General features: G+C 40.6%; 13 protein-coding genes. 7 read left to right on the forward strand and 6 right to left on the reverse strand.

Annotated elements, in window-relative coordinates; all coding sequences use genetic code 11:
• Positions 1–27 precede the first annotated feature (27 nt).
• On the forward strand, positions 28–1,548 hold the full coding sequence (locus ICL16_RS32320) for an esterase-like activity of phytase family protein (protein ID WP_190835683.1): 1,521 nt from the start codon (positions 28–30) through the stop codon (positions 1,546–1,548).
• Positions 1,549–1,702: 154 nt separating this feature from the next.
• Here ICL16_RS32320 and ICL16_RS32325 read toward each other — a convergent pair whose 3' ends face one another.
• Positions 1,703–2,347, reverse strand: a complete 645-nt coding sequence (locus tag ICL16_RS32325; protein WP_190835684.1) for a DUF3318 domain-containing protein — start codon at positions 2,345–2,347, stop codon at positions 1,703–1,705.
• 77 nt (positions 2,348–2,424) lie between these two features.
• The gene (locus ICL16_RS32330) at positions 2,425–2,982 is read right to left on the reverse strand and encodes a type III secretion system chaperone family protein (RefSeq protein ID WP_190835685.1); all 558 of its coding nucleotides are present in this window, start codon (positions 2,980–2,982) and stop codon (positions 2,425–2,427) included.
• Between the two features lie 133 nt (positions 2,983–3,115).
• On the opposite strand from ICL16_RS32330, the gene ICL16_RS32335 reads away from it, so the two are divergent.
• Entirely contained in the window at positions 3,116–4,129 is a 1,014-nt protein-coding gene (locus ICL16_RS32335; RefSeq protein WP_190835686.1) for an alpha/beta hydrolase, read from the forward strand.
• Between the two features lie 87 nt (positions 4,130–4,216).
• Here ICL16_RS32335 and ICL16_RS32340 read toward each other — a convergent pair whose 3' ends face one another.
• Together ICL16_RS32340 and ICL16_RS46265 are read right to left on the reverse strand one after the other, a co-directional pair.
• The gene (locus ICL16_RS32340) at positions 4,217–4,954 is read right to left on the reverse strand and encodes a hypothetical protein (RefSeq protein ID WP_190835687.1); all 738 of its coding nucleotides are present in this window, start codon (positions 4,952–4,954) and stop codon (positions 4,217–4,219) included.
• 733 nt (positions 4,955–5,687) lie between these two features.
• Positions 5,688–5,867 carry a hypothetical protein gene (locus ICL16_RS46265; protein ID WP_238361052.1) on the reverse strand — a complete coding sequence of 60 codons (180 nt, stop codon included), beginning with the start codon at positions 5,865–5,867 and terminating at the stop codon, positions 5,688–5,690.
• A 325-nt stretch (positions 5,868–6,192) separates the two neighbouring features.
• Between ICL16_RS46265 and ICL16_RS46995 the strand changes: the two genes are divergently transcribed.
• Positions 6,193–6,327, forward strand: coding sequence for a hypothetical protein (locus tag ICL16_RS46995; protein WP_273039888.1), 135 nt, complete (start codon positions 6,193–6,195; stop codon positions 6,325–6,327).
• Here the strand turns inward: ICL16_RS46995 and ICL16_RS32350 are convergent.
• Both ICL16_RS32350 and ICL16_RS47000 read right to left on the reverse strand, forming a co-directional pair.
• On the reverse strand, positions 6,324–6,617 hold the full coding sequence (locus ICL16_RS32350; protein ID WP_337907172.1) for a tautomerase family protein: 294 nt from the start codon (positions 6,615–6,617) through the stop codon (positions 6,324–6,326). The two genes, ICL16_RS46995 and ICL16_RS32350, sit on opposite strands and share 4 nt — an antisense overlap.
• A 602-nt stretch (positions 6,618–7,219) precedes the next feature.
• Entirely contained in the window at positions 7,220–7,351 is a 132-nt protein-coding gene (locus ICL16_RS47000; protein ID WP_273039890.1) for a hypothetical protein, read from the reverse strand.
• Between the two features lie 388 nt (positions 7,352–7,739).
• Here ICL16_RS47000 and ICL16_RS32360 point away from each other — a divergent pair, with 388 nt between their 5' ends.
• The 4 genes from ICL16_RS32360 (at position 7,740) to ICL16_RS32375 (ending at position 12,204) form a co-directional block, all read left to right on the forward strand.
• On the forward strand, positions 7,740–8,882 hold the full coding sequence (locus ICL16_RS32360) for a DNA cytosine methyltransferase (RefSeq protein WP_190835689.1): 1,143 nt from the start codon (positions 7,740–7,742) through the stop codon (positions 8,880–8,882).
• A gap of 131 nt (positions 8,883–9,013) precedes the next feature.
• The gene (gene deoC / locus ICL16_RS32365; RefSeq protein ID WP_190835690.1) at positions 9,014–9,691 is read left to right on the forward strand and encodes a deoxyribose-phosphate aldolase; all 678 of its coding nucleotides are present in this window, start codon (positions 9,014–9,016) and stop codon (positions 9,689–9,691) included.
• Between the two features lie 73 nt (positions 9,692–9,764).
• Entirely contained in the window at positions 9,765–10,625 is an 861-nt protein-coding gene (gene recO / locus ICL16_RS32370) for a DNA repair protein RecO (protein ID WP_190835691.1), read from the forward strand.
• Positions 10,609–12,204, forward strand: coding sequence for an MFS transporter (locus tag ICL16_RS32375; RefSeq protein WP_420485317.1), 1,596 nt, complete (start codon positions 10,609–10,611; stop codon positions 12,202–12,204). The genes recO and ICL16_RS32375 overlap by 17 nt, the downstream gene beginning before the upstream one ends.
• The last annotated feature ends 37 nt before the right edge of the window (positions 12,205–12,241 follow it).

Below are 12,241 nucleotides of genomic sequence, written 5' to 3' on the forward strand. Positions count from 1 at the left end.
AAAAAGGTGAATATTTGGGTATAAAACATGGTTTTTTGTAGGCATTGGCTTTCTGTATTGAGTTGTTCACTTGTAATATCTGTCGTTAGCGCCATAACAAGTACAACGTCTGCTTACGGTATTTCTCTTGTTAATAGCCTAACAATTGGGGGTGAAAGTACAGATTTATATCCATTCAATGGCAATAGTGCCAATGTCAATCGGTTGGGATTTTTTTCGGATTTATACTACGATCGCTCAAACAACGTTTACTATGGATTGAGCGATCGCGGTCCTGGTGGTGGCGTTATATCCTACGATACGCGAGTACAAAAGTTTTCGGTTGATGTTGATCCCAATACAGGAGCGATCGCCAACTTCAAAGTTTTAGAGACAATTTTATTCACTAAAGATGGTCAACCTTTTAACGGTTTAAATCCCCGACTACTCAATGGAAATGCAGGAGTTTTAGGACAAAGTTTTGATCCAGAAGGGTTTGCCGTTGCACCAAATGGCAATTTCTACGTCTCAGATGAATATGGACCTTCTGTATATGAATTTAGTCCAACTGGGTCTTTTTTAAGAGCATTTGCCACTCCAGAAAATCTCATTCCCAAAACGGGAAACAGCCCCAACTTTGTTGATGGTAGCCCAACAATTACTACTGGTCGTCAAGACAACAGAGGATTTGAAGGTTTGACAACTAGCCCAGATGGTAGTAAGTTATACGCTGTGCTACAAGATCCTTTAGTTGAAGAAGGTTCACCAGATGGGCGACGCAGCCGCAATGTTAGGTTAGTGGAGTTTGATACTGTAACAGGTCAGAATACTGCTCAATACATTTATCAGTTAGAAAGTTTAACAGAAATTAACAATCGCATTCCGGGAACAGATGATGATTTTGGGCAAAACTCTCAAGGTCGAAATATTGGTCTTAGTGCAATTACATTTCTTAACGATCAGGAATTCTTAGTACTTGAACGTGATAATCGCGGGTTTGGAGTAGACGCGCTTAATGGACTAGTGGATGACGCAACAGCAACTCCACCACCAGTAAGTAGCAAGCGGTTATTTAAAATTAACCTAACTGGAGCAACAGATGTAAGTGGAATTAGTTTGGCAACCACTAACGATTTACCAGCAGGTGTTAACCCAGTGAGTAAATCCCTATTTCTAGATATTGCCCAGGCATTAAGTCCAGAAAATCCTGGCGATTGGACTAAGATTGGTGAAAAAATGGAAGGTGTGGCGATCGCACAGCAACTCAATGATGGTTCCTACGCGCTGCTAATTGGTACTGACAATGATTACAGTGTTACTCAACTTAGTAATTCGCCAACTCAGTTTGATGTTTGTAGTAATGCTGATGGTAGTAGCGTTAGTCGCTTACCAATAGATAGTGGTTGTCCAGCAGGTCAAAGGTTAGTTCCTGGCTTCCTCTACTCTTTTAAAGTGAGTGCTGCTGAACTGGGCTTAGTACCATCACAAAAAGTACCAGAACCAACCACAACTGCTGGATTAATTTTACTGGGTTTAGCGCTCTTGCGTCACTCTGGGGAAAGAAAATAAATGTAGGTTGGGTTGAACGTAGTTAAACCCAACAAAACCAAGGTTTTTGGCAGTTGGGTTTCGTTCCTCAACCCAACCTACGCCTGACTGACTCCTGTAAAGACGCTCCGCCGGAGCGTCTCTACGAGTACAGACGCGATTAATCGCGTCTCTCCTAGTATTCCCGCTCTTCAATAGTCCTTGTTTTTGCTTTTGCCTTATTGGCACTGCGTTTAAGGGAAGAGAGCCGTGCTTCATACTTGGAGCGTTGGCGCTTACTAGGGGTAGTGTCAATTAAGGTTTTCAAAGCACTACCCAAACTTTTGTAAGCGTTGGGGAGAGTATAACCAAAACGAGTTGCTAAGGCGATCGCTTTCTCGTCAGCTTCAACTAGTTCTTTAACTTGCTTTGCGCCATTATTTTTTTGATATAAACGCCAACCGGAAACTCCGCACAGCGCCAAAGCCAGCACCAACAACAATCCATCCTGTACCCACAATTCACCAACAGCACCACCTAAACCAATTGCCAAGGCTGCCATTTCCCAGCCATCTTTAGGAATAGTGTCATTTTGAATGCGAGCGACTTCGTGCCAGAACAGCAAATTACGCTGATCCATTGCGAGTGAATCCCATTTCACCAAGTCAATTTGAACTTCTACCTGATCTTTACCAATTTCTTCGCAACGGATCAGGGGTGGATTGACGTCAGTTGTGCCTTCAACCGTAACCCAGCTCTGCAATTCTGGCGGTAGTAAACCTTTAAGACGCCGGAGTTCACTCATTTCAGCTTTAGCAGAGGAGGTAGCATAGGATGTCATAATATCCAGCCCTAGAAAACTTCAGTATATTGAGGGTATCACTTTGGAGTATAGCGATTTCACCAACGAATCGCGACTCACTCGCTAGGGAAACTTCCCCGTTTCTTCCGCGCTTCCATCGCCTTCTCCAGAAGTTCAAGCAATCCAGGCGACTGTTCTTGAATACTAAGTAAAAGTCTTTCGCCAAGCTCTAAGTTTCCTGGATCTTGCCCTGTTTCCATTACGTGTTGCAGACGAGGTATAGCCACATTGTCTACCAGCTGAATCAAACCACTCAAACAACGGTTAAACTGTTTTTCAGTGAGAATAGAATCTTCTAGAGGGAACTCAATGATAGCGCGAATTTCACCATCTGATGGGTCATACTCCCATTGCAACATCTTCGTTTCCCAGGAAATGGCAAGCATAGTCTGCAAGATTGCCGCTTTATGAGGATGTTCTTGCACTCCCGCTAGAACTTGAGGCGCAAATAGACGGAAAAATTTTCCCTCCTCATCCAACTGGACAACAATCAGAAAGTCTTCTAGGTTTTCACTTTCCACACCTGTAATAATACGGTCTTCTTCTTCGTCTAAGCGGTAGTCCCAACCAAGGTTATCTAAGTACCTGGCAATATGATGCAGATTAGCTGCCATAAAATCCTCATAAGGAAGGGTCGAGCGGGTGTTTCCAGACCTAGTTTAACTTGTCACAGGCATATGTATAGAGTAGAATTTTTACTTTCTGACCAGAGTAATTCTGTTCTTTTCGCAACTAATTAGTATAGATATGTCTAATTATTCCACAACTACAGCGGCTATTATTCAACAAGCTAAAACTCTTGAGGAAAATTTACCCATTAGAAATGATGCTTGCCGCTCCTTATTCTTTCTTCACCCACATCCTACGGCAAAAGTTTGCCTTTTCTTCCACGGATTTACTGCCGGACCATATCAATTTGCACCATTAGGAAAAACCTTATTTGCCGCTGGGTACAATGTTTTGATTCCTTTACAACCTGGTCATGGTGTAGCCGGAAATTGGCATCGAGATAATCCACCTCCTCTACCTACTGAAAAAGAAGTTTATCAAAAATTCGCACTTTCTTGGTTAGAAGTTGCACAAACTTTAGGACAACAAGTGGTAATTGGTGGTTTATCGACTGGAGGAGTTTTGGCAGCTTATTTGGCACTTGAATACCCTCAACATATTGATCAAGCCTTACTATTTGCTCCTTATGTGAGTGGTAATAATAAGATAGTAAATTTACTTGTGGAAGTTCTACCCATTTATTTTGAATGGTTAAATAAAGATAATCCTGGGAACTTTGGTTACGAAGGTTTCCGTATTCCTGCATTACGAATCTTTTTAGAAATGGCTCAAGAAATTAAGCAGCGTGTGGAAGATACTTTAGAAGTACCAATGTTGATAATTTCAAGTCAAAGTGATGCCGCAATTGATGAAGATGAAATACAAGCGCTTTTTGCCTCTGTAATTAAACACCAGTCTAAATCCTGGTATTACAGCTTTGATAAGTTTTTTAATATTCCCCATACTATGATGACAAAAGCTGAAGGAAATCAATTTCAAGATTTACTTAATACTATAGCTAGAGCTTATGTAGAAAGTGATATAACTTGGAATGAATTAATAGAGTTAGGTTATCATATCCTACAGGGAAAAACCTTTGATGCCGCTGTTAAGCACCTAAATCTAACTAAAATTTCTCCCAATGTATCGGTTTTACTAGCAGTGATGGATAAAAAAATGATTATTGACACATACAAAGGAACTAGTTCCTAAGCTTAACTTAGGAACTAGAATAACCACTAACCTACAATTTAAATTGCAGGCTCATAGAACTGAACACCCTGATGAAAAACTTTCAAACTATCCCACTGTCAGCAGTTCTGGAGTTGTTTTCCACTCTGCTGAGTTACCACCTAAAGGCTGAAGAACTTGGTTTACCAGTTGGGATAAATATTCATATCGCTGTTGCGCCGCCATGTCATCGGAGAGGACGCAACGAACTAAAGATTCAATTTCTGGGGCATGTTTTTGTAGATCGTGTAGTTGGTACTTAGGTTGAACTGTCCAACGTCTTTGCAGCTTGTAATGTACCTCCAGAACAGACGCTAATGTGCTAAACATAGCAAAATTAGCAGCTTTTTCGTCTACCTTGAGCAAATTCTGCGCATCTTTTAATTGCGCAATACAATGAGCGCGAAGTTTCAATAACTGCTGTGTAGGAATTGCCGGTGTTGGTTGCTTCCAGATGTATTGAGCTTGCTGGACTAAATAAGCGATCACACCCTCTGGATCAGATAAGATCTGACCATTAGCAAATTGGTCAAGAATTTCTGGTGCGTCTGTATTCTGGAACTGCTTTTGAATTTGATGTGCGGGGTTAATCCAAAGTTGAACATCAACTCCGGCGATCGCAAAAGCTCGGTGTTGTCTCCATGATGAGCGAATCACGGCGTAAATATCAATATCGCTTTGCGCCTTGGTTGAATCACTCACTACCGAACGACCTAAGAGAATGCCTAGAAGTTGATTGCCAAATTCAACTTTAATCTCCTCAACTACTTTTTCTACTACCGGATGATACCACTGATTTTGTTCCATGAATCCAATTACCTCCAGCAATTAGTCTCTAATACAAGTCAAAAATCAAACAACAACCCAACAAAAGCAAAAAAACATTAAGGCTCAAAGCATTGCATTATGAGCCTCTAGTAATGGTTTTTTCATTAGTGTGCAAAGCTTATGTGCTTATACACACCAATTGCCAACTAATTGCACAACAATTTAAAATGCAGCTACTAACCGCAATTAAACATGTTTCCTTTTTCTCGGACTTGCGCAAAGAAAAAAGTTTTTTAAAAAAGAGCTAACAAAACGTAGCACCATAAGAAAACCATGAGATAATGCCTTTACCTGATGATCCCTGTGCTGTTGTTAGATTAGCTGTTGAATATTCTTTGTCAATCTGGACAAATTAATTCAACCAATTTGATTGTCTTGCCCACCGTAACATTCTAATTGTTAAAATTCCCAGACATAAGAATTATTTAGGAAAAGTTTAGAAATTTATGTAGAAAATGCTATTTGTGTAAACTTAAGTAAAATAGGTTAAAGTAATATATTTTACTACTTGTGTTTTTAGCTAGAATAGGGTAATGTCATCCGCTTAACGCCTTGAACTGAAGTTCAAGGCTCATAGCTCAAGTCCGTTAAAACGGACTGGAGAGTTACCTAGTAAGCTGTCTTATGACTAAAGCTCTTAGCCCCAGAATTTATTTCTTGATTGACCAAAATTATGCTGCAAAATCAGAGATTAGATAGTATTTGAATTGATTTAAATAGTCGTGAATAATCCACGTTCAACAGCTACCTTTAGCGCTCTTGCCTTGCTTACCAAACCACTTCGGTAGACTTGCATTAGTTCATCTAATTGTCTAACTTCTACATCATTCAGTTGCCCCTCTCTGTTCAGCGCCAAGAGTTCACTGAAAACTTCTTGCTGCTCAGGTTCCATTTGCAGATCACACAGAGCCAAAACCTGCTCGTCTGGTAATGACTCAACAGGTAGTTCGGTAATAGTGCGGTCAATCCACTCTATGAGTACATCTTCAAGTCGCTGATGTGTGAAAGCCGCAATCTCCTTTACTTTTTGAGCCAGCGTCTGGTGGAAGTTCCAATGTAATAATTTCAGTCATTAGCTACCAGATCTGTTTTTATCTTTCATTGTATGCATAATTTTTCACCCAAAGAGGCATTGACAATAGCATTGTCTTGGCAAGATTTCATTACACATAAGCGCCAAAACTTGACACAAAATCAACAATCATTTTGCATTCCTGATGGAGGTTCAGGAATTACGGCAAATCAAGAATCGTTTGGCAGCGATCGCCTTACCCGTGATAAGTGAAACCGATAGCTCCGCAATGGCAGCTTGCTTCCTAGATGTGCTGTTCGGAGGAATTAATCCCATCTAATGCTGGAATTGAGTCGCTGACCCGCCGGAGTGGGGTAGAGGCGTAGGGTCGGCGGCAAGACACATGTTAGGTTTTGTCTCAGAAACATTTGATCTTTGCTGTTTGTTCCATTCGTCTGTAAGCAGACCTGAAAAGCCCCAGTCTTCATCCTCAATTTCTTGGATGACGATATGGGTGTGTTCTGGTTTCTTGCCAAGCACACGCACTAGGGAGTCTGTTATGTCTCGGACAAGTTGAGCCTTTTGTTCTCGCGTGGCTCCTTTTGTGATTTGGATGTTTACGTATGGCACGACTCACTCCTTGATGACATATGGCTTTTCATTTGAGTCAATATTTGAAAGTACCGAGCAATAGACTATCATTACCGCCAATGATTTCAACAAAACTTTGAACATTGTCAATCTGTGAACCGCTATCCATAAGTGCCTGATTTTTACCCAACTGCTAGCAGCGACTTAGACGTCAACGCCTATTTCCAGTTTTCCCCCAGACTAAGCAGGATCTAACACTAGCTTCAAACGAAACTGACTCTCACTGGCAACGTCTCTACTGCTCCTTCACCAAGGACTCACAGTTACTAACAGCGATCGCAATCCCACAGCTAATACACCTTTAAGAGTGCGCTCTTTGCAGTATAAAGCACCACATCAAAATAAACTGTATGGATTAATTTTTAAAAGCTGTCTAAGTCGGTTTCAGAGTTTGCAGCAACAAATTCCGGAAAATCAGCAGCTTGCTTATCAATAAGTTCTATAGCAATCCTATTTGAGTTCCAAACGCTAGCTATCAGAACCCCGGTTTCGTAAAAGTTACCGGGGTTCTTGGAGGAGCGTGAATCATTTAGGACTGCTATAGCTTGGCTTGATTACAGCGTTCCGCTATTTCTGGATGCTTATTGGCGTACCACTAAGCGTGATGTAACTAGACTTGGATCGCTTACATCAAAGCCAAGCTCAATCAGTTCTTGGGTTTCTTTCAAAGCATGATTAAAGATTGCATCAAGGTCTACAAACGGTTCAGACATAGTTAAATTCCTTATTAGGTTGCTCTAAATATGAACTTTGGAAGTGCAAGGTGTCTCCAGCGACAAAGAAATTTGTCCAACAACCTGTTGGACAATTTGTTGTCTCGCCCAATTTGGTAGTAAATTAGTACTAGCCCTTTGTTGACAGCAACAGCCGCCCTTACTTGAGCGTTAGAAATTCTTGTTTTAAGTTCACGCCGCAACTACCATAACCGACAAAATCAGAGGCATACGGCAGCAATAAGCGGAGAGATAATGTAATATAGTATACAGTATATTTGGCATGGAAAAATAATTGTAGGTTAGGCTGCTACCATGAAGAAATCAACATTAAAAGGCGTTTGTTGGGTTATAAATGTAATTTATTTAGTTTGTATTCCTAAGGTGAATGAGTAGCGAGCGCCCGAATATCTTCTCTTTTTTTGCAGGTTCAGGATTTCTGGATTTAGGGTTTGAAACTAGCGGTTTTAACATTGTTTATGTCAATGAAATTTTCTCTCCTTTCATGGAGGCTTACCGCTATTCACGAGTTAATCTGAATCTGCAATTGCCAGAATACGGTTATCATTATGGTGAAGAAGCAGATGTAACAAAACTTGTAGAGACGTTTCATGAAACGTCTCTATTAGAATTAATCAAAGATTGCCGTAAGTCTAGTAATATTATCGGATTTATTGGCGGTCCTCCCTGTCCTGACTTTTCTACTGGTGGTAAAAACAGAGGACACTTGGGAGAAAATGGAAAACTTTCGGGTGCTTATATAGAATTAATTTGCCGTAATCAACCAGATTTCTTTTTATTTGAGAACGTTAAAGGATTGTGGAAGACAAAAAAACACCGTTTATTTTTTGAAGCGCTGAAGTGTAAATTACAAGACGCAGGCTATGTATTAACGGAACGTTTAATTAATGCTATTGAATATGGAGTACCTCAAGATAGAGAGAGAATTATTCTCATTGGTTTTAGAAATCAGTTAATTAAAGATCTGGAAATCAATATTGAGAATCAAGGTTACTTTCCTTGGCAAAAATATATTTTATATCCTCAAGAACAAGTCTTTTCTTACCCTTGGAGTACTAGTGAACCATTTAAAGAAGATTCAACATTACCTTGTCCTGATGGTATTCCTCAAGAACTAACAGTTGAATACTGGTTTAGAAAAAATAATGTACTGAATCATCCCAATGCCAAACATTACTTTCAACCAAGGGCAGGGATAAAAAGATTTGCAGTTGTTGACGAAGGAGATGATGCCAAAAAATCATACAAACGCCTACACAGATGGCGTTACTCTCCGACAGCTTGCTATGGAAATAATGAAGTACATTTACATCCTTATAAAGTCAGAAGAATTTCAGTAGCTGAAGCTTTAGCAATACAATCTTTGCCAGCTAATTTTGTGCTTCCGGAAAATATGTCACTCACAAATATGTTTAAAACTATTGGCAATGGTGTGCCATACTTAGCTGCCAAGGCACTGGCTCAAACTATATTGGACTTTCTGCCTTTTCAGATCCCCGACTTCTTTTAGATCCCCGACTTCTTAAAGAAGTCGGGGATCTGGTGAATTTTAGGTTAAAATATAAGAATTGTGAATTAATTTATCAAACCTGTCTTAATTTTTTATAAAGTTTAATAATAAATCCTTATCAAAATGTAGTGATGGCAGCAGACTATCCAGATATTGATATTGCGCCATTTATAGATCATGCCCTATTAGTACCAACAGCTACGGCAGATCAAGTAGAGCAATGGTGTGAAGAAGCAGACAGATTTCATTTTGCCGCAGTTTGCGTGTACCCGGTTCACGTCAAGCAGGCAGCAGAACTTCTTCAGCGCAAGCAGCCCAAAGTTTGTACTGTAATTGGGTTTCCCAGTGGAGCGACGACTTCAACAGTCAAGCTTTATGAAGCACAACAAGCAGTAGAAAATGGTGCAACAGAATTGGACGTGGTAATCAACTTAGGTTGGTTAAAAGCTGGTAAAACTGAGCAAGTGCATCGGGAAATTGCGGAAATTTGTGAGGAGACTGGGCAAACGGTAAAGGTAATTTTAGAAACAACTTTGCTAACTGATGAGGAGAAAAGACTGGCAGCGGAATTATGTATGGATGCTGGGGCAGCGTTTATTAAAACTAGTACAGGTTGGAATGGCGGTGCAACAGTAGCCGATGTACGACTTTTGAAAGAAGTAGTACGGGAAAGAATCGGAATTAAAGCTTCAGGAGGAATTCGCACTGTCGAGCAAGCTCTAGACTTAATCTTAGCAGGAGCTACTAAATTGGGTACTTCCCGTGGGATCGATTTGCTGAAAGAACGCGATACGCTGGATCAAGCGTAAGTAGTCGTTTGTCGTTTGTCGTTTGTCGTTTGTCCTTTGTTACAGATGACCAATGACTAATAACTAATAAATAATGAGCAGAACATATAAAGCAACTGGTATTAATCTTAAAACCCAAGCAATCGGCGAATCAGATAGACTAGTAACAATATTAACACGTGAATTTGGTTTGTTACGTGCTGTTGCTCCGGGAGCACGCAAGCACAACTCTAGTCTTGGTGGTAGAAGTGGGATGTTTGTAGTGAATGAGTTACTGATTGCCAAAGGGCGAACGCTCGATAAAATTACACAAGCACAAACCGTAAAATCCTATCCTGGTCTTGCCAAGGATTTAGGAAAACTAGCAGCTAGTCAGTATTTAGCAGAAATAGTGCTTTGTCAAGCTTTAAGCGAACAACCGCAAGAAGAGCTATATGAACTACTCAACGAACATCTCAGTCGCCTGGAATTACTACCTAATGCAAATGCATATAGTGTTTTAGCGCATCTATCTCACGGAGTATTTCATCTTTTAGCGTTAGCTGGACTAACTCCCCAAGTAGAAAATTGTTGTCTAACTGGTAATTCAATCAAACCAGACTTTACAGACCCAGACTGGCAGATCGGGTTTAGTATACCCACTGGTGGTATGGTTTGTTTAGCCGCTCCTGTACAAACCTCTCCTGCTACTGTAAAAGAAAAACCAGCTAGCTACCAAACCGTTGTTCATCGACAAGAAATACCAGTAATTGATCGCCGTTTAAATGCAAAAGAACTGACAATACTACAGCAACTGTCGCAACCAGAAATCATGCCAGATGTCCAAAGCGATTATAGCTGGTTATCGGTAGAACAAATTTTACGTCAGTATGCTCAGTACCATTTTGGTCGCCCTATTCGTTCCGCTACCTTGATTGATTCTTATTTTGCCGCAAACCATGATGCAACCGTCTGATTTGGATACTAAAATCCAGCCTTTGTCACCCAGTAAAGCTTACCAAAATCACAGGGTACTTACATCTGGGATTAACAATCATCTCAATGCAGTTCCTAACTCATCTAGTCCATCCTTTGCCCATGAAAAGCCTGCTGGTGACTCCATTCACAAAAAAAGTTGGACACCAGAAATAGTCAAAAACATTGACAATAATGGTGTGAATTTAGATCGCCCATTAAATAATGGCACTCATGCAGCAAATTCAGGTGGAGGTACACAAGATCAAGATTCAGGTAATGGGAATGCAGGAGTAGTTGAAGAACAGGGATTTTTACCAGTATTGCGAAATTTCAACTTCCTAGCTCTTTGGGGTGGACAAATCTTCTGTCAATTGGCAGATAAAGTTTATCTTGTATTAATGATAGCCCTAATTAACACTCAGTTTCAAAGCAGTGAACAGAGTATTAGTGGTTGGGTTTCAGTTTTAATGATTGCTTTTACCATTCCCGCAGTACTATTTGGTTCGGTTGCTGGTGTGTTTGTGGATCGTTGGTCGAAAAAGGCGGTACTGGTAGCAACGAATCTTTGGCGGGGTATACTGGTTTTGGCAATTCCCGTGCTGCTATGGTTGACTCATGATTGGCAACCAGTGGGAGTGTTGCCCATGGGTTTTGGCATTATTTTAGTTGTGACTTTTTTAGTCTCTACACTAACACAGTTTTTTGCTCCAGCAGAACAGGCGGCGATTCCACTCATAGTCAAGGAACAGCATCTACTCTCGGCAAACTCTCTTTACACTACAACAATGATGGCATCGGTAATTATTGGGTTTGCTGTAGGAGAACCGTTACTAGCGATCGCCGATCAACTGTGGCAAAATCTAGGTGGTAGTGGTTCGTTAGGTAAAGAACTTATAGTTGGTGGTAGTTATGCTGTAGCAGGCATAATTTTATTACTTTTGGCTACTAACGAAAAACCTCACATGCCAGAGCAAGAATCCCCCCACCCGATTGCTGACTTGCGTGATGGTTTGCGCTACCTCCAAGAAAATATTCGTCTGCGCAATGCTTTACTCCAACTAATCATCTTGTTCTCGGTATTTGCTGCTTTAACTGTTCTAGCTGTAAGGATGGCGGAAATAATTCCCAACTTGAAAGCCTCCCAATTCGGCTTTTTACTAGCAGCTGGTGGTGTGGGGATTGCCATTGGGGCGACTATTCTAGGGCAGTTTTGTCAACGTTTATCCTATACCCAGTTAAGTTTGTATGGGAATATAGGAGTGCTTGTATCCTTAATTGGGTTGTCGGTATTCACCAAACAGCTATGGATAGTTCTGCTTTTAGTCATGCTTGTCGGTGTATTCGGGGCGTTGGTAGGTATACCAATGCAAACGGCAATCCAAACGGAAACACCACCTGCAATGCGTGGTAAAGTTTTTGGTTTGCAAAACAATGTGATTAATATTGCCCTCACTTTACCTTTGGCATTAACAGGTGTAGCAGAAAACTTTCTCGGATTGCAGACTGTGTTTTTGGGACTAGCGGCGATCGTTTTTTTTGGTGGTGTATTAACTTGGTATAATTCTGCGCATCAGTAAGCACTTTAGCACAAAAAACATAAAATCAGGGATAAAA

The sequence above is a fragment of the Iningainema tapete BLCC-T55 genome, from assembly GCF_014698965.1.
Lineage (GTDB): Bacteria > Cyanobacteriota > Cyanobacteriia > Cyanobacteriales > Nostocaceae > Iningainema > Iningainema tapete.

What these genes read in the sequence shown, in the direction of transcription:
- ICL16_RS32360 (WP_190835689.1), top strand. Translation starts at nt 7,740, where the DNA reads ATGAGTAGCGAGCGCCCGAATATCTTCTCTTTTTTTGCAGGTTCAGGA.
- ICL16_RS32340 (WP_190835687.1), bottom strand. Translation starts at nt 4,954, where the DNA reads ATGGAACAAAATCAGTGGTATCATCCGGTAGTAGAAAAAGTAGTTGAG.
- ICL16_RS32320 (WP_190835683.1), top strand. Translation starts at nt 28, where the DNA reads ATGGTTTTTTGTAGGCATTGGCTTTCTGTATTGAGTTGTTCACTTGTA.
- ICL16_RS32335 (WP_190835686.1), top strand. Translation starts at nt 3,116, where the DNA reads ATGTCTAATTATTCCACAACTACAGCGGCTATTATTCAACAAGCTAAA.
- ICL16_RS32330 (WP_190835685.1), bottom strand. Translation starts at nt 2,982, where the DNA reads ATGGCAGCTAATCTGCATCATATTGCCAGGTACTTAGATAACCTTGGT.
- ICL16_RS32375 (WP_420485317.1), top strand. Translation starts at nt 10,609, where the DNA reads ATGATGCAACCGTCTGATTTGGATACTAAAATCCAGCCTTTGTCACCC.
- ICL16_RS32325 (WP_190835684.1), bottom strand. Translation starts at nt 2,347, where the DNA reads ATGACATCCTATGCTACCTCCTCTGCTAAAGCTGAAATGAGTGAACTC.
- ICL16_RS46265 (WP_238361052.1), bottom strand. Translation starts at nt 5,867, where the DNA reads ATGGAACCTGAGCAGCAAGAAGTTTTCAGTGAACTCTTGGCGCTGAAC.
- recO (WP_190835691.1), top strand. Translation starts at nt 9,765, where the DNA reads ATGAGCAGAACATATAAAGCAACTGGTATTAATCTTAAAACCCAAGCA.
- ICL16_RS46995 (WP_273039888.1), top strand. Translation starts at nt 6,193, where the DNA reads ATGGAGGTTCAGGAATTACGGCAAATCAAGAATCGTTTGGCAGCGATC.
- ICL16_RS47000 (WP_273039890.1), bottom strand. Translation starts at nt 7,351, where the DNA reads ATGTCTGAACCGTTTGTAGACCTTGATGCAATCTTTAATCATGCTTTG.
- deoC (WP_190835690.1), top strand. Translation starts at nt 9,014, where the DNA reads ATGGCAGCAGACTATCCAGATATTGATATTGCGCCATTTATAGATCAT.